This is a genomic window from Cognatishimia coralii (genome assembly GCF_037478305.1).
Taxonomy (GTDB): domain Bacteria; phylum Pseudomonadota; class Alphaproteobacteria; order Rhodobacterales; family Rhodobacteraceae; genus Cognatishimia; species Cognatishimia coralii.
Genome location: NZ_JBBGAZ010000006.1, coordinates 190,307 through 205,255 on the forward strand (window position 1 = coordinate 190,307; position 14,949 = coordinate 205,255).

At 57.8% G+C, this 14,949-nt stretch carries 16 protein-coding genes; 5 read left to right on the forward strand and 11 right to left on the reverse strand.

Annotation, left to right across the window (positions count from 1 at the left end; all coding sequences use genetic code 11):
* The first annotated feature begins 101 nt into the window (after positions 1-101).
* From ccrA to WG622_RS12550, 4 genes are all read left to right on the forward strand, one after another.
* Entirely contained in the window at positions 102-1,394 is a 1,293-nt protein-coding gene (ccrA, locus tag WG622_RS12535) for a crotonyl-CoA carboxylase/reductase (RefSeq protein WP_339403899.1), read from the forward strand.
* A gap of 150 nt (positions 1,395-1,544) precedes the next feature.
* Positions 1,545-1,745: a hypothetical protein gene (locus tag WG622_RS12540; RefSeq protein ID WP_339403900.1), complete on the forward strand. Its 201-nt coding sequence runs from the start codon at positions 1,545-1,547 to the stop codon at positions 1,743-1,745.
* Positions 1,746-1,845: 100 nt separating this feature from the next.
* Positions 1,846-3,369, forward strand: coding sequence for an ATP-dependent DNA helicase (locus WG622_RS12545; RefSeq protein ID WP_339403901.1), 1,524 nt, complete (start codon positions 1,846-1,848; stop codon positions 3,367-3,369).
* Positions 3,366-4,100: an SDR family oxidoreductase gene (locus WG622_RS12550; protein WP_339403902.1), complete on the forward strand. Its 735-nt coding sequence runs from the start codon at positions 3,366-3,368 to the stop codon at positions 4,098-4,100. Before WG622_RS12545 ends, WG622_RS12550 begins: the two co-directional genes overlap by 4 nt.
* A gap of 5 nt (positions 4,101-4,105) precedes the next feature.
* Here the strand turns inward: WG622_RS12550 and WG622_RS12555 are convergent, their stop codons facing one another.
* From WG622_RS12555 to trpS, 11 genes are all read right to left on the reverse strand, one after another.
* Complete coding sequence (locus WG622_RS12555) at positions 4,106-4,870, reverse strand: TIGR02186 family protein (protein WP_339403903.1); 765 nt, start codon at positions 4,868-4,870, stop codon at positions 4,106-4,108.
* Positions 4,870-5,787 (reverse strand): sulfite exporter TauE/SafE family protein, encoded by a 918-nt coding sequence (locus WG622_RS12560; protein WP_339403904.1) that lies wholly within the window; start codon positions 5,785-5,787, stop codon positions 4,870-4,872. The genes WG622_RS12555 and WG622_RS12560 overlap by 1 nt, the downstream gene beginning before the upstream one ends.
* 86 nt (positions 5,788-5,873) lie before the next feature.
* A complete protein-coding gene (locus WG622_RS12565; RefSeq protein ID WP_339403905.1) occupies positions 5,874-6,839 on the reverse strand; it encodes an ABC transporter permease in 966 nt (321 codons plus the stop codon).
* Positions 6,839-7,936 carry an ABC transporter permease gene (locus tag WG622_RS12570; protein WP_339403906.1) on the reverse strand — a complete coding sequence of 366 codons (1,098 nt, stop codon included), beginning with the start codon at positions 7,934-7,936 and terminating at the stop codon, positions 6,839-6,841. Before WG622_RS12570 ends, WG622_RS12565 begins: the two co-directional genes overlap by 1 nt.
* Entirely contained in the window at positions 7,936-9,513 is a 1,578-nt protein-coding gene (locus WG622_RS12575) for an ABC transporter ATP-binding protein (RefSeq protein WP_339403907.1), read from the reverse strand. The genes WG622_RS12570 and WG622_RS12575 overlap by 1 nt, the downstream gene beginning before the upstream one ends.
* Before the next feature lie 8 nt (positions 9,514-9,521).
* Positions 9,522-10,520, reverse strand: a complete 999-nt coding sequence (locus WG622_RS12580; protein ID WP_209357306.1) for a BMP family lipoprotein — start codon at positions 10,518-10,520, stop codon at positions 9,522-9,524.
* Between the two features lie 184 nt (positions 10,521-10,704).
* Entirely contained in the window at positions 10,705-11,121 is a 417-nt protein-coding gene (locus WG622_RS12585; RefSeq protein WP_339403908.1) for a GNAT family N-acetyltransferase, read from the reverse strand.
* Positions 11,118-11,705 (reverse strand): tRNA (adenosine(37)-N6)-threonylcarbamoyltransferase complex dimerization subunit type 1 TsaB, encoded by a 588-nt coding sequence (gene tsaB, locus WG622_RS12590; protein WP_339403909.1) that lies wholly within the window; start codon positions 11,703-11,705, stop codon positions 11,118-11,120. The genes WG622_RS12585 and tsaB overlap by 4 nt, the downstream gene beginning before the upstream one ends.
* Positions 11,695-12,258, reverse strand: coding sequence for a NifU family protein (locus WG622_RS12595; protein WP_339403910.1), 564 nt, complete (start codon positions 12,256-12,258; stop codon positions 11,695-11,697). The genes tsaB and WG622_RS12595 overlap by 11 nt, the downstream gene beginning before the upstream one ends.
* A 100-nt stretch (positions 12,259-12,358) precedes the next feature.
* Positions 12,359-12,814, reverse strand: coding sequence for a universal stress protein (locus WG622_RS12600; protein WP_339403911.1), 456 nt, complete (start codon positions 12,812-12,814; stop codon positions 12,359-12,361).
* Positions 12,815-13,120: 306 nt separating this feature from the next.
* Positions 13,121-14,155 (reverse strand): tryptophan--tRNA ligase, encoded by a 1,035-nt coding sequence (trpS, locus tag WG622_RS12605; protein WP_339403912.1) that lies wholly within the window; start codon positions 14,153-14,155, stop codon positions 13,121-13,123.
* 87 nt (positions 14,156-14,242) lie between these two features.
* Here trpS and WG622_RS12610 point away from each other — a divergent pair, with 87 nt between their 5' ends.
* Complete coding sequence (locus WG622_RS12610; RefSeq protein ID WP_339403913.1) at positions 14,243-14,929, forward strand: rhomboid family intramembrane serine protease; 687 nt, start codon at positions 14,243-14,245, stop codon at positions 14,927-14,929.
* The last annotated feature ends 20 nt before the right edge of the window (positions 14,930-14,949 follow it).

The window sequence follows — 14,949 nt, forward strand, 5'->3', positions numbered from 1 at the left end:
CATATAATGCAAATAATTGTTTGATATCTTGCGCGCACGATTGTATCTCTCTGGTTAAACGCGATTCTGCATCGCGGCATTTTTGAAGCAAGGAGACGAACATGGCTCTGGACACACAAGCCGGCCAGCCGAGCTACACGGCGCCTGAGAAAGACCTGTATGAGCTGGGGGAAATCCCTCCGATGGGCTATGTGCCCAAAGAGATGTACGCTTGGGCGATCCGCCGCGAGCGTCATGGCGAGCCTGAGAAATCCTTTCAGGTAGAGGTCGTGGAAACCCCTAAGCTGGATTCCAACGACGTTCTGGTGCTCGTGATGGCAGCAGGCATCAACTACAACGGTGTTTGGGCGGGTCTCGGCAAGCCGATTTCCCCGTTTGATGGCCACGGCGAGCCCTATCACATCGCGGGCTCTGACGCCTCTGGCATCGTTTGGGCCGTTGGTGACAAGGTGAAGAACTGGAAAGTGGGCGATGAGGTCATCATCCACTGTAACCAGGACGACGGCGACGACGAGGAATGCAACGGCGGCGACCCGATGTATTCCAACAGCCAGCGGATCTGGGGCTATGAGACCCCGGACGGCTCTTTTGCACAATTCACCCGTGTACAAGCCCAACAGTTGCTGCGCCGTCCAAAGCACCTGACCTGGGAAGAGGCGGCCTGCTACACGCTGACGTTGGCGACGGCATACCGTATGCTCTTTGGCCACGCGCCACATGATCTGAAGCCAGGTCAGAACGTTCTGGTTTGGGGCGCATCCGGCGGTCTGGGCACCTATGCGGTGCAGCTGATCACGGCGGCTGGCGCGAATGCGATCGGTGTGATCTCTGACGAAAGCAAGCGTGACTTTGTAATGGGTCTGGGCGCGAAAGGCGTCATCAACCGCAAGGACTTCTCTTGCTGGGGTCAGCTGCCTACCGTGAACACACCAGAATATGATGCGTGGTTCAAAGAAGCGCGCCGGTTTGGCAAGGCGATCTGGGATATCACCGGCAAAGGCAACAACGTTGACATCGTATTTGAACACCCAGGTGAGACCACCTTCCCAGTGTCCAACCTGGTTTGTAAAAAAGGCGGTATGGTTGTGATCTGTGCGGGCACCACCGGCTACAACCTGACCTTTGACGTGCGCTACACTTGGATGCACCAAAAGCGTCTGCAGGGCAGCCACTTTGCGCACCTGAAACAGGCCGCAGCAGCGAACCAGATGATGATTGAAAAACGCATCCAGCCGTTTCTGTCTGAGACCTTCACGTGGGAGACCATCCCTGATGCGCACACCATGATGATGAACAACCAGCACCCTCCGGGCAATATGGCGGCTCTGGTTCAGTCCCCTCAAAAAGGTCTGACCACGTTGCAAGAAGTTCTGGACGCCGGTCCGAATTCCTAAGGTCTAACGACTTTTCCTCGGAGCTCGCCCGGGTGATCGCAAGATCGCTCGGGCGAGTTTACTTTTAGGAAACCAGTGACCTGCTAGGCTTGTGCCGCCAGAGCTTTGTGGCGATCAATTTTGACGCCCCCCTTGAGCGAGGGTCACCAAATGGCACGCATTGCCCCGCCTGTTGATGACAGGACATATGATTGGATCATTGACGTTCTTTCCGACCTAAGGACGTTTTCGCATGCCAATGGGCTGCACAAATTGGCGTCCGAACTCGAAGATGTGACGCTCTTGGCCGCTGCGGAAATCTCGACGCGACAGGCCAGTGACATGGGGCGGCGGGCGACCACGCGACACTAGGACATTTGGCGGTCTGCGGAACGGTGTTGTACGCAAATCTTCACCTGCTGTTAACGGCTTCGCTCTGGCGGTTTCACACAGCAGCGCGTAAGTTCGCGCCATGACCACGACGGCGCTCACGCTTTCTTCCGATCAGGCCGAGGCCTATGATCAGATATCGACCATTCTCAAGGGCGCGGGCGTCGACCTTGATGAGAGTCTTTTGCTGCCTCCGCAGGGCGGCAAACTTTCAGTTGCGGCCGTTATGGGAAAAGCCGGATCTGGCAAAACCCTGTTGCTGGCCGAGCTGGTGAACGCGCTGACCGAGGCAGGCCTGAAGGTTGTTTCCGGCGATTTTGAGGGCCGCAAAAGCAAGGACTCACGCACCCTTGCGGTCCTTGCGCCGACCAACAAAGCCGCCAGCGTGTTGCGCAACCGCGGCGTTCCTGCGACCACCATTCACCGCATTCTCTACAGCCCGGTCTATGATCCCGAATACGAAAAGATCGCCGAGTGGCTGGCCGAAAACGGAGAACGCCCTCAGATCGAAGGTCTTACGGACGAGGCCTTGGATCGTGCCCACGCTTTCTATCAACAAAACAAATCCATTCCCGGCGCCCTCGCCGCTGCGGGTTTGCGGGGATCTGATTTCATCACCGGATGGAAACGCCGCGATGATCCGCTGGATGTGGGCCTCGTCGACGAGGCCTCGATGCTGGATGACAAACAGTTCGAAGACCTCAAAGAGATCTTTCCGACCCTCATTATGTTCGGAGATCCCGCCCAGCTCGCCCCGGTCAATCAATCGGGCTCCATGGTCTTTGACAAACTGCCCGAGAAGGCGAAATTTTCGTTGGAACGGATTCACCGTCAGGACGCGGATAACCCGATCCTCGATCTGGCCCATGCTTTGGCCGATCCCGCGCTAGGCTTTGAAGATTTCGAGCGACTGGTTGAGGAAAAATCCCGCCAAGACGACCGTGTGGTCTATGCGCAACGGGTCGAGGTCGACCTGATGGCGCGCTCTCCGGTACTGGTCTGGCGCAACGCCACGCGTGTGCGTTTGATCAATGCCTTCCGCATGGTGCAAGGCGCGCCTGAGGATATGTTGCTGGAAGGCGAACCGCTGATTTGTGACGGCATTGAGCTGCCAATGAAGCACCGTAAAAAGCGGCTGGATCTTGAGGCACGCGGCCTGATCAAAGGCGCGCAGGTCGTCTACCTCGGCCCGGGCCGCAAACCCGGATTTTCGCGCCTGCATGTGATGGGGGCCGAGGATCCGCAGGTCTCGGCCGCCTCTATCGTGAAAATCGAAAAACCGGACGAAGAAGAGCCCTTTATCCCCTATGCCGCCCGCATGGGCGCGACTTTTCTGCATGGCGCCGCCGTGACCATTCACAAGGCGCAGGGCTCGCAATGGGAAAACGTGCAGGTCTTTGCCCCTGACCTTTTTGTGGCCGCCCGCATGGGGCGGGTTGAGGCCGGCCAGCCTTTGTGGAAACGTCTGGCCTATGTTGCGATCACCCGCGCTCAGGAACGGCTTTACTGGGTTGTGCGGAACCGTTTGGCGAAACCGACAGAAGCCCTACGCATTGACGATCTGGCCGTGGCGCCGGTGCCGCTGACTATGGAGGAACAGACATGAAAAGCATCCTGATCACGGGCGCAAGCTCGGGCATTGGTAAGACCACGGCTGAGGCCTTTCTGGAGCAGGGCTGGACCGTCGGCATGATTGCGCGGCGGGGTGAAGTGCTGATGGATGTCGCCAAGCGCAACAAACACGCGGTGGCATTGCCTGTGGATGTTACTGATGCTGCGGGCATGAAAGCGGCCGTTGAACGGTTCGTCAGCTTCACGGGTCGCATCGACGTTCTCTTCAATAACGCGGGCACTTTTGGTCCAAGCGGGGAGATTGATGGCGTCGACTTGGATGAGTTCGATCATGTGCTGAACGTCAATGTCCGCGGCATGTTCATTGCGGCGCAGCTCGCCTATGCGCAGATGAAATCGCAAAATCCCAAGGGGGGGCGGATCATCAACAACGGCTCGCTCAGCGCCCACAGCCCGCGCCCTGGGTCGGTGTGCTACACGACCAGCAAACATGCGATCACAGGCCTAACGCGGAGCCTCGCTCTGGATGGGCGCGCGCATGACATCACCACCAGCCAGATCGACATCGGCAACGCGCGTACGGAAATGGTCGCTGACCTCAATGCCCGTGCTCAGGCGGAAAATCCGGATGCAGAGGTCATGCCCTCTATGGACCCGCAGGACGCCGCGCGTTTGGTGCTGCATATGGCGGAATTGCCCGCCGAGGCGAATGTGCAGTTCATGACGGTGATGGCCAGCAAGATGCCCTTTATGGGCCGAGGCTAAGCGCCCTAGGAACCTTGCCGCACAAAGCGGAAGAAAGCCGAAGCACCCCACCCTGCGGCAATCGCAATCGCCAGGGACAACAGCCCATAGATCAGCGGTTGCTGGCGCGAGAGGTTATAGAGGAACCGCTCTAGCCCAACTTTGCGCACGTCGATTTTGGTCTCATAGGCCGCCACCACCTGCTTGTCACGCAAGAGGAACACGCGGGTGGCATAGTCGCCTTCGGTCAGGTTCGCAGGCATATCAATCGATGTGCGGAAGAGCGTCTGCTCGGCCACATCCACGGTGCCCTCGCGCAGGGAATACAGCCCGTTGTTCTCTCGGATACGGGCAACGGCCTCTGCGAAATCCTGAGCGTCTTTGATGTTCATATCCGCCCCAACTGACCGGATCGACTCGCGGATCGAGATTTCGTGCCGTAGGTCTTCGACAGAGCTGATGATCTCGTCAAACGGTCCGCTGGTGGCTACAGCATAAAAGCTCGGCGCTTCGTCCACCGTGACGGAATCTGTGTTCACCCAGATCCCGAACCGCTTTTCTTTGCGGCGCACCACAATAGGTTCCTTGGGACCCGACGCCGTGACGATAACTTCGATGGGTGGGCCATCTGGGATCGCTTCTTCACGTTTCACTGCGCCAAAGACGAGGATCTCGGACCCGTCGAAATTCGCAGTGATCGCCACGCGGTTCTGGCTGAGGCCTAACACCACGCCCTCTTGCGCCTTGGCGGGCAGGGCGAGGCAAATCAAAAGGCTCACTAGACGCAACATCAGTGACCTCCCGCCGCGCCAAGGGTGAAGAGCTCGCTTGGCATGACCAGCAAGTCAAAGGCCAGCTTGCCGCAGACCACCAGTACAAGGATCGCCAACAGGATCCGCAATTGCTCTGCCTTCAGGCGCGTGCCGATGACCGCGCCGACCTGTGCGCCAATGACGCCGCCGATCAGCAAAAGCACGGCAAGGGCCATATCGACCGTATAGTTTGTGGTGGCATGCAGCAGCGTGGTGAAGGCTGTGACGAAGATGATCTGGAACAGTGATGTTCCGATCACAACTTTCGTCGGCATGCCCAGCAGATAGATCATCGCAGGCACCATGATAAACCCGCCGCCCACGCCCATGATCGCCGAAAGTACGCCAACCAGCAGGCCCACCAAAAGGGGAGGGATCACCGAAATATAAAGCCCCGACACGCGGAACCGCATCTTAAACGGCAGCCCATGCACCCAAGTGTGGTTCTTGCGTTTGACTGGCGCTGCATTGCGACTAGAGCGGCGCAGGGCGTTCAGGCTCTCGACAAACATCAGGCTGCCGATGATGCCCAGGAAAATAACATAGCAAAGCTGCACCAGCAGTTCGACCTGCCCCAGCGATTTCAGATAGTTGAAGATCACCACGCCCAAAGCCGCGCCGGTGAGGCCTCCGACCAAGAGCACGCAGCCCATTTTCAAATCCACCGTGCGCCGTTTGAAATGCGCGAGCACGCCCGAGAAGGACGAGGCCACGATCTGGTTGGCTTCGGTCGCCACGGCCACCGCCGGAGGGATGCCTATGAAAAACAAAAGCGGCGTCATCAAGAAGCCGCCGCCTACGCCAAACATTCCGGAAAGCACACCCACCATGCCGCCCAATCCAAGCAGCAGGAAAGCGTTCACCGAGACTTCAGCAATGGGCAGGTAGATTTGCATGGCGCGTGTGTGCGCCTGTGTTCTAGGAAATGCAACCAGCCCGAAAGGAATTTTCGGGCTGGTGCGGTAATTTTAGGAAATTGGCCCTATCTTTCCTTCACATAGGGCTCGCCACCGGCTTTCGGTGGGATCGCGCGGCCGACGAAACCGGCAAGGATCACGACGGTCAGGATGTAGGGCAGGGCCTCCATGAACTGAACCGGAATGGTGATTCCCCCCAGATCGATGCTCTGATAGCGGATCGCCACGGCCTGAAGCAGACCAAAGAGCAGACAGGCCCAGAGCGCATACCACGGCCGCCATTTCGCAAAGATCAGAGCGGCAAGGGCGATAAAGCCACGACCTGCGGTCATGTCTTTGATGAAGCCCGCCTGCAGGCCGGTCGCCAGATAGGCCCCTGCGACACCGCAAAGCACGCCACAGATCATCACCGCCGTATAGCGCAGACGGATGACCGAGATACCGGCGGTATCCACGGACGCGGGGTTTTCCCCCACCGCCCGCAGGCGCAGGCCAAAGCGTGTGCGATACAAGATCCACCATGTCAGCGGCACAAAGGCGATAGCGACATAGACCAAAAGGCTATGGCCGGAGATGAGCTCGGAATAGGTCTGACCAAAGAACGGAATGCCCGACAGGCTTTCAGAGAAGGGCAGGGAAATCGGATCCCAACGTCCGCCATTGCTGAGGGACGGCGTGCGTCCCCCTTGGCGGAAAAGATCCTGCGCGATAAGCACCGTGATCCCAGCGGCAAGCATATTGATCGCCACACCGGAGATCAGCTGATTGCCGCGGAAGGTGATCGAGGCCAGCCCATGCAAAGCCGACATCACCAAAGACGCACCAACACCTGCCAACAGACCGACCCAGACGTTGCCACTGAGGGCCGCGAAAGCGCCAGCCGCCATGGCCGCTGCCAGCATCTTGCCCTCAAGGCCGATGTCAAAGATCCCGGCGCGCTCGGAATAGAGACCCGCTAGACAGGCCAACAACAGTGGGATCGCCAAGCGAACGGTACTATCGAGTACCTGAAGAATGGTCACGAAATCCATCAGTTCGCCTCCTTCTTACCAAGCGCCAGAAAGACGCGTTCCAGTGGCATACGCACCATATTGTCGAGCGCTCCTGTAAAGAGGATCACGAGAGCCTGGATCACCACGATCAGCTCACGCGGGATGCTGGTCCAGAGTGCCAGCTCTGCACCGCCTTGCTGCAGGAAACCAAAGAGCAAAGCCGCCACAAGGATGCCCACCGGGTGGTTGCGCCCCATAAGGGCCACCGCGATCCCGACAAAGCCCGCTTGTTCAGTGAAGTTCAAAACCAGCCGCTCGCTTTCACCCATCGTGGTGTTGATCGCCATCATGCCCGCAAGGCCACCAGAGATCAGCATCGCGATGACGGTGATTTTGACCGGCGAGATCCCCGCGTATTTTGCCGCCGTTTCCGAATGTCCAAAGCTGCGGATCTCATAGCCAAGCCGCGTGCGCCAGATCAGAAGCCAGACGCCCACACAGGCCGCAAGCGCGAGGAAAAAGCTCACATTCGCAGGGGCCGAGCGGAACAGCCGCGAGCCTTCCGGCGCGAACATGTCGTGGAAGCTCGGCAGGTGCGTGGCTTCTGGGAACGTCGCGGAAGCTGGATCCATGGACCCCGCAGGGCGTAGGACTTCGACCAGCAGGTAGGCCAGCACCGAGAAGGCGATATAGTTAAACATGATCGTGGTGATCACGATGTGGCTGCCGCGCTTGGCCTGCAGGATCGCAGGCACATAGGCCCAAGCCGCTCCAAACGCCGCTGCAAAGAGGCTCGTGCCGATCAGAGCCACTGTCCAATGCGGCCAAGGAATGTAAAGACAGGCCAAAGCCACGCCCACACCACCCAACATCGCCTGACCTTCGCCACCAATGTTAAACAGACGCGCATGGAAGGCGACCGCTACGGCAAGGCCGGTAAAGATATAGTTGGTCGTATAGTAAAGCGTGAAACCCCAGCCATCGGAACGCTTTAGCGCCCCATCGACCATAAGATTAAAGGCTTCGATCGGGTTTTCCCCGATCCCCATAATCACCAGTGCACTGACGATCGCCGCCAGCAACAGGCTGAACAGCGGCACCAGAATGGCGTCCGCCCAGAGAGGCATTTTACCCATTACGCGTCCTCCCCGGTCACGCCCGCCATCAACAGGCCAAGCTCGCGTTCGTTTGTTTCACTTGCTTTGCGTTCGCCCATGATCTGGCCGTCAAACATCACGGCCACGCGGTCAGACAGCGACAGGATCTCGTCAAGTTCGACCGAGACCAAAAGGATCGCTTTCCCCTGATCGCGCAGTTCCACGATTTGTTGGTGGATGAACTCAATCGCGCCGATGTCGACGCCGCGTGTCGGCTGACCGATCAGCAACAGGTCCGGATTGCGTTCGATTTCCCGCGCCACAACGATCTTTTGCTGGTTGCCGCCAGAAAAGTTCTTGGCCGAGAGGTTGGCATTGCGTGGACGCACGTCAAAGCGTTCCATCTGCTCTGCCGCTTTCGCCTGAATGCCTTTGTTGTCCATCAACATGCCGGACTGGAATTCAGGTTCGTTGTGGTAGCCAAAGACCGAGTTTTCCCAGGCCGCAAAATCCATGATCAAGCCTTCGCGCTGACGATCCTCTGGCACATGGGCAATCCCCGCCGCGCGTCGCGCCTGACCGTCAGAGCCTGCGCCCGACAGCGGCAGTTCCGTGCCGTTCAGTTTCACGGACCCCGTACCATCGGCATAGCCGCCAAGCACTTCCAAAAGTTCGGACTGACCATTGCCCGCAACGCCCGCGATCCCAAGGATCTCGCCTGCCTTAAGCGTAAGGCTCACGTCCTTCACACGGCGCACGCCCTGTTCGTCGACCACATTCAGCCCGCCGATCTCCAGTACATTCGCGCCCGGCGTCGCGGGTTTCTTATCGACCCGCAGCAGAACCTTACGACCCACCATCAGCTCGGCGAGTTGCTCGGGGTTGGTCTCGGAGGTCTTGACAGTCGCGGTCATCTCACCACGGCGCATCACGCTAACGGTGTCTGTATATTCCATGATCTCGCGCAGTTTATGCGTGATCAGAATGATCGTTTTGCCCTCAGAGCGCAGACGATCCAGAATGCGGAACAGCTGGTCTGCTTCGGCAGGCGTCAGAACTCCGGTGGGCTCGTCCAAAATCAGGATCTCGGCCTGACGATAGAGCGCCTTCAGGATCTCGACACGCTGCTGGTGGCCCACCGAGAGGTTCTCGATCACCTCATCAGGGTCCACGTTCAATTCATATTCTTTGGCCAGATGGGCCAGTTCCTTGCGCGCTTTGCCAAGGGATGTGTTCAATAGGGCGCCGTCTTCGGCCCCAAGGATTATGTTTTCCAGAACCGAGAAATTCTCGACCAGCTTAAAGTGCTGAAACACCATGCCGATGCCCGCCGCAATCGCAGCCTGACTGTCTGGAATGACGGTTTGTTTGCCGCCAATAAAAATCTCGCCCTTATCGGCCTTATAGAAGCCGTAAAGGATTGACATCAAAGTGGATTTACCCGCGCCGTTCTCGCCGATGATGCCGTGGATCGTACCCGGCTGAACGGAAATCGAAATATCTTTGTTCGCTTGAACCGGCCCAAAGGCCTTAGAGATCCCACGCAGTTCCAGCGCAGGGGCTTGATCGGGAAGGGCGGCCAAATCAGGCCGCCCCTTTTGAGTATCAACAGACATGTGAGGAATTAGAATTCCAGAACAGAGCAGGACTCGGAAGCTGCATAGTTCTCAACGGTGATGGAGCCAGAAACGATGCCATCGGTTGCCGCTGCAACAGCCATTTTCATGTCGTCATTGACCAGTGGTGCGTTGTGCTCGTCAAAGGCAACGCCAACACCTTCGGATGCCAGATCCATCATGATGAAGCCGGTTTCCAGTCCGTCTGCGCCCGCTTTCAGAGCGTTGTAAACAGTGTTGTCTACGCGCTTCAGCATCGAGGTCAGAACCTGACCGGAGTGCAGGTAGTTCTGGTTGCTGTCCACACCGATGGACAGGATGCCTTCGTCCGCCGCGGTTTGCAGAACACCAACGCCGGTGCCGCCTGCCGCTGCATAAACAACGTCCGCGCCTTCAGCGATTTGCGCTTTGGTCAGCTCGGAACCTTTAACAGGGTCGTTCCATGCTGCTGGAGTTGTGCCGGTCATGTTGGAAATGACGGTCGCGTCTGGGTTCACAGATTTTACACCTTGGGCGTAGCCACATGCGAACTTGCGGATCAGAGGAATGTCCATGCCGCCGATGAAGCCAACGGTGCCGGACTTGGAGGCTTTCGCCGCCATAACGCCTGCAAGGTAGGAGCCTTCGTGCTCAGCAAAAGATACGGTCTGAACGTTTGGCAGGTTGGCCCAGCCGTCGATGTTCACGAACTTGGTGTCAGGATATTCTGGCGCAACGGTCTCGATTGGAACAGTCATCGCGAAACCCATGGTGATGATTGGGTTTGCGCCCGCTTCTGCGAAACGACGCAGAGCTTGCTCACGCTGTGCTTCAGAGGACAGCTCGATCTCGCGGTAGGTGCCGCCGGTTTCATCCGCCCAACGCTGCGCGCCGTTATAGCCTGCTTCGTTGAAGGATTTGTCGAATTTGCCGCCAAGGTCAAAGATCAAGGCTGGCTCTGCGGAGGCGAGGCCCGCGGTCAGAGCGAGTGCCGCGGCGGCGCCGAAAAGATGTTTCATACTGGTCATGAGGTTCTCCCACTTTTTAATGGTCCAGCGTTTCGCGCATGGACTCGTTGTTAAGTTACCCAAAACTGATCGGACGATTAGGTCTTAAGGTACAGACTTCGTCAACAGCTGTATTTTCAAACGACAGGTAGGGGAGCTTCAACCTAAACTTGATAGAAAATCCAGAAAAAATCTGACCGAGAGGTCAAAAAATTAGAGATTTGCGAAAGATCAGAGCGTCTCGTCTCGCGCCGTCTGTCGTTTCGTAGTAATTCTGGCGATGCGATATTTGGGAATAACCACTTGTTTTGTATAAGCTAATGGCCGGAGAGTTGTCCGCTGCTACTTCGAGGAAGCTCTCTTCTGCACCCCGAATTTGCGCCGTACTCTCAAACTGCTCAAGGCATATGCGCCCCAAACCTTTACCCTGGGTTATGGGGTGAACTGCTAGCGTTAACAGCTCGGCTTCGGGGCCGATAACGCGTCCAAGGGCGAAAGATTCGTCATTTGTGACCAAAAAACAGAGCGGGGATTCGAGAAAACTGCTGAATTCGGAGGCAGACCACGGGCGTGTTTGGTTAAATGCGGCCTCGTGAATCGCTTCGAGCTGTTCGGGAGTCATAGGATTTGTGGCGGTAAATCCCGCGCAGGCGCTGCATCAGCGGCACGAATATAAAGCGGCGCGGGGCGCGGCGTGTCGCTTCCAAACCGCGCTGCCGCAACGCGCGCGATGTTCTGCGCCAATGTTTCGGACACGGGCGGCATGACGATGTCTGAGGCGGCTTCGTAGGGCATCGTGGTTAGAAATGGACCTTCGGTATTTGCCGGATCGCTGATGTAGATTTGGTCGCGCGGGGCCGACACACCTGCGACAGCCGTGTCAGACATATCAACACGGCTCGCATCAAACGTAGACACCCCGATGGAGGGGATGCCTAGCCCCAGGGCCAACCCTCGCGCAGCAGAGACCGAAATTCGAATGCCAGTGAAATTGCCCGGGCCGATCCCGACGCCAATCGCCGAAAGGTCTGCCCAAGTGGCTGCGCCGTCGCTCAGAACCTCTTCGAGCAGGGGCATCAGATGTTCCGCCTGACCCCGCGCCATGTCAACGGCGCGAGAGGCAATCACAACGTCCCCACGAACCAAAGCGGCCGCGCAATGCGCGGCCGATGTGTCAAATCCCATGATCAGGGGCTCAGACGCCAACAGGACGTACCTCTGTCACTTCAGGAATATAGTGGCGCAGCAGGTTCTCGATGCCCATCTTCAGAGTGATGGTCGAAGAAGGACAGCCCGCGCACGCGCCCTGCATGTGCAGGTAGACCACACCACGGTCAAAACCATGGAAGGTGATGTCGCCACCGTCTTGCGCGACAGCCGGACGCACGCGGGTGTCCAGCAGCTCTTTGATCTGATCGACGATCTCACCGTCTTCGCCGGTGTGTTCCGCATGACCGCTGGCCGCAGCACCGGTGTCGCCCATGACAGGCTGGCCGGACTGGAAATGCTCCATGATTGCGCCAAGGATCGACGGCTTCACATGGTCCCACTCGACATCGGCGTCTTTGGTCACCGTGACAAAGTCATTGCCCAGAAAGACACCGGTCACGCCACTCAGGGCAAAGACGCGCTTGGCCAGAGGCGAGGCCTCGGCTGCTTCGGCTGAAGGGAAGTCCGCGGTGCCGACCTCAAGTACGGTTTGGCCTGGCAGGAATTTCAGCGTGGCAGGGTTAGGCGTGGATTCAGTCTGAATGAACATGGAACGGTCCTTTTCGTCGTGAAATGGATATGCGCCCGCAGGGGCGCGATGTCAAGTTTTGGAATGATTCTAAATTGCCGCAGCGGGTGCAACGTGCGCCCTAGGTGATGGCTTCGAGCTTTTCCTTGGACAGATCACCCGGGACGATGGTGATTGGCACGGGTAAGGATCCAGAGCTTTTGGACAGTTTTGTCACCAAGGGACCTGGCCCCTTCTTGTCCGTGCCCGCTCCCAAAACCAAAACGCCGACTTCGCTGTCTTCTTGGATCTGCGCGAGGATTTCCGTGACCGGCTCGCCTTCACGAATGACCAGTTCTGGGTCTACGCCCTGCCTGTCACGCATCCATTTCGCAAAGACTTCGAAATGCGTGTGAATACGCTCGCGCGCCTCTTCGCGCATGATGTCACCGACGCCGATCCAATGGTTGAACTCGTCTGGTGGGATAACCGCCAGCACTTCGACCCCGCCTTGTGTGTTCTTGGCACGCATTGCCGCAAACCGCATGGCGTTCAGACATTCTTTGCTGTCATCCAGCACGACCAAAAACTTACGCATTGGGGTCTCCTTTTCGGGGCGATCATGACGCATGGCGTTGGCAGAGGCAATGCGGGATCGGCTGCTCCACCCAAGATCGGACGTGCAGAAATACCCGAGGGCTGTCGCCCTCGGGGAGGTGCTAAAAATGTATTTTCAGCCTAGGGCCAAATAGGGTGCCTTGCCCGCCACATATCGGGGAGACAGGTCGGGGCAAAGCCTCTTGCGGTGATCAAGAACGTGAAACGCCCAAGACTCATTTTTGTGACTCTTGAGCGTAAGTTTTGTGACAATGTGTCGATGTTTCGTAGACTAACGCGAAACGCTTTAGCTGCCGACCATACCGACAATCTCATAGGTGCGTTTCAGCACAGGTGCCGCGATCTCGCGCGCTTGTGCCGCGCCTTTGGCAAGGATCTCGTCGATTTCGTCCTGATGCTGCATGAGCCGCGCCATCTCGCCCGAGATCGGCGCGAGTTTCTCGACCGCCAGTTCCGAGAGCATCGGTTTGAACTCCGAGAACTGCTTACCGCCAACGTCCGCGAGCACCTGATCCACGCTCTGCTCTGCAAGAGCCGCGTAGATGTTCACCAAGTTGCGCGCCTCTGGGCGCTCCTCCAGGCCTTTGGCCTCAGAGGGTAGCGCCTCGGGATCGGTTTTTGCCTTGCGGATCTTCTTGGCGATCGTATCCGCGTCATCGGTCATATTGATGCGGCTGGCGTCGCTTGGATCAGACTTTGACATCTTTTTGCTGCCATCGCGCAGGGACATCACCCGCGTGGCCGCGCCTTCGATCACTGGCTCAGTGACTGGAAAGAAATCCACACCATAGTCATTATTGAACTTGATCGCGATGTCGCGGGTCAGCTCGAGGTGCTGTTTCTGGTCCTCGCCCACTGGCACATGGGTCGCGTGATAGATCAGGATGTCCGCGGCCATCAGGGCAGGGTAGGCAAAGAGGCCCAGCGAGGCGTTCTGCTGGTTCTTGCCTGCCTTGTCTTTCCATTGGGTCATGCGCTGCATCCAGCCCATGCGGGCGACGCAGTTAAAGATCCAGCCAAGCTGCGCATGTTCAGGCACCTGGCTTTGGTTGAATAGAATGGATTTCGCCGGATCGAGACCCGCCGCAATGAAGCCCGCGCAAAGCTCGCGCGTCGCGTGGCGCAGTTTTTCGGGGTCTTGCCAGACGGTGATCGCATGCAGATCGACCATGCAATAGAGCGTCTGATACTCTTGTTCCTGCATATCGACAAAGCGCTTCATCGCGCCCAGATAATTGCCCAGTGTCAGCCCGCCGGAGGGTTGGATGCCCGACAAGACGCGTGGGGTAAAGGAAGAGGACGTTTGGACCGCCTCGGTCATGGTGATGTCTCCGTTCATTGAGGTGGCTGGAAATACAGCCGAGGTTGGAGTAACCGTGAGCCCAAGGGTCGTCAAGGAGCGCGAGACATGAGTGAAGAGCATAACGTCAGCCCGTTTAACGCCGTGCCGCCGGTTGTGGTGGCTTTGGCCGTGTTCATTCTGGGCATCGAATGCGTGTTTTACTTGGGTTCCGAGGGCTTTGTCGGCGGGCCAACGGCGGTCGGCTGGCGCTTGGCGGCGTTTCAGCAATATGCGTTTTCGTCAGAGATCTTTTTCTGGATGGCAGAGACGGGGCGCTGGACGCCAGAGCATCTGCTGCGCTTTGTGAGCTATCTGTTTTTGCACGGGAACTTCATTCATGCAGCCTTCGCGGCTGTCATGGTTTTGGCACTGGGCAATATGGTTGGCGAAGTGTTCTCGGGCTTTGCGACTTTGATCGTTTTCGTAGTTCCGGGGATCGTCGGGGCTCTGGTCTATGCTTTCGTCTGGCCGTCCTCAGTGACGCTAATCGGGGCCTATCCGGGTGTTTACGGCTTTATCGGGGCCTTCAGCTTTCTTTTGTGGGTGCGCCTGCGCAGCACGGGTGACAATCAAATGCGGGCCTTTGCGCTGATTGGCGGGCTGATGTTTATTCAGTTGGTTTTTGGTCTGCTGTTTGGCGGCACTGGCGACTGGATCGCCGATGTGGCTGGTTTTGCCACGGGCTTTGGGTTGTCGTTCTTTTTGGTGCCTGGCGGTTGGGCGCGTATTCGCGAGATGATCCGGCGCGGGTAGGGGCTTTGCCCCTCGCAGGC

What these genes read in the sequence shown, in the direction of transcription:
- ccrA (WP_339403899.1), top strand. Translation starts at nt 102, where the DNA reads ATGGCTCTGGACACACAAGCCGGCCAGCCGAGCTACACGGCGCCTGAG.
- WG622_RS12540 (WP_339403900.1), top strand. Translation starts at nt 1,545, where the DNA reads ATGGCACGCATTGCCCCGCCTGTTGATGACAGGACATATGATTGGATC.
- WG622_RS12545 (WP_339403901.1), top strand. Translation starts at nt 1,846, where the DNA reads ATGACCACGACGGCGCTCACGCTTTCTTCCGATCAGGCCGAGGCCTAT.
- WG622_RS12550 (WP_339403902.1), top strand. Translation starts at nt 3,366, where the DNA reads ATGAAAAGCATCCTGATCACGGGCGCAAGCTCGGGCATTGGTAAGACC.
- WG622_RS12555 (WP_339403903.1), bottom strand. Translation starts at nt 4,870, where the DNA reads ATGTTGCGTCTAGTGAGCCTTTTGATTTGCCTCGCCCTGCCCGCCAAG.
- WG622_RS12560 (WP_339403904.1), bottom strand. Translation starts at nt 5,787, where the DNA reads ATGCAAATCTACCTGCCCATTGCTGAAGTCTCGGTGAACGCTTTCCTG.
- WG622_RS12565 (WP_339403905.1), bottom strand. Translation starts at nt 6,839, where the DNA reads ATGGATTTCGTGACCATTCTTCAGGTACTCGATAGTACCGTTCGCTTG.
- WG622_RS12570 (WP_339403906.1), bottom strand. Translation starts at nt 7,936, where the DNA reads ATGGGTAAAATGCCTCTCTGGGCGGACGCCATTCTGGTGCCGCTGTTC.
- WG622_RS12575 (WP_339403907.1), bottom strand. Translation starts at nt 9,513, where the DNA reads ATGTCTGTTGATACTCAAAAGGGGCGGCCTGATTTGGCCGCCCTTCCC.
- WG622_RS12580 (WP_209357306.1), bottom strand. Translation starts at nt 10,520, where the DNA reads ATGACCAGTATGAAACATCTTTTCGGCGCCGCCGCGGCACTCGCTCTG.
- WG622_RS12585 (WP_339403908.1), bottom strand. Translation starts at nt 11,121, where the DNA reads ATGACTCCCGAACAGCTCGAAGCGATTCACGAGGCCGCATTTAACCAA.
- WG622_RS12595 (WP_339403910.1), bottom strand. Translation starts at nt 12,258, where the DNA reads ATGTTCATTCAGACTGAATCCACGCCTAACCCTGCCACGCTGAAATTC.
- WG622_RS12600 (WP_339403911.1), bottom strand. Translation starts at nt 12,814, where the DNA reads ATGCGTAAGTTTTTGGTCGTGCTGGATGACAGCAAAGAATGTCTGAAC.
- trpS (WP_339403912.1), bottom strand. Translation starts at nt 14,155, where the DNA reads ATGACCGAGGCGGTCCAAACGTCCTCTTCCTTTACCCCACGCGTCTTG.
- WG622_RS12610 (WP_339403913.1), top strand. Translation starts at nt 14,243, where the DNA reads ATGAGTGAAGAGCATAACGTCAGCCCGTTTAACGCCGTGCCGCCGGTT.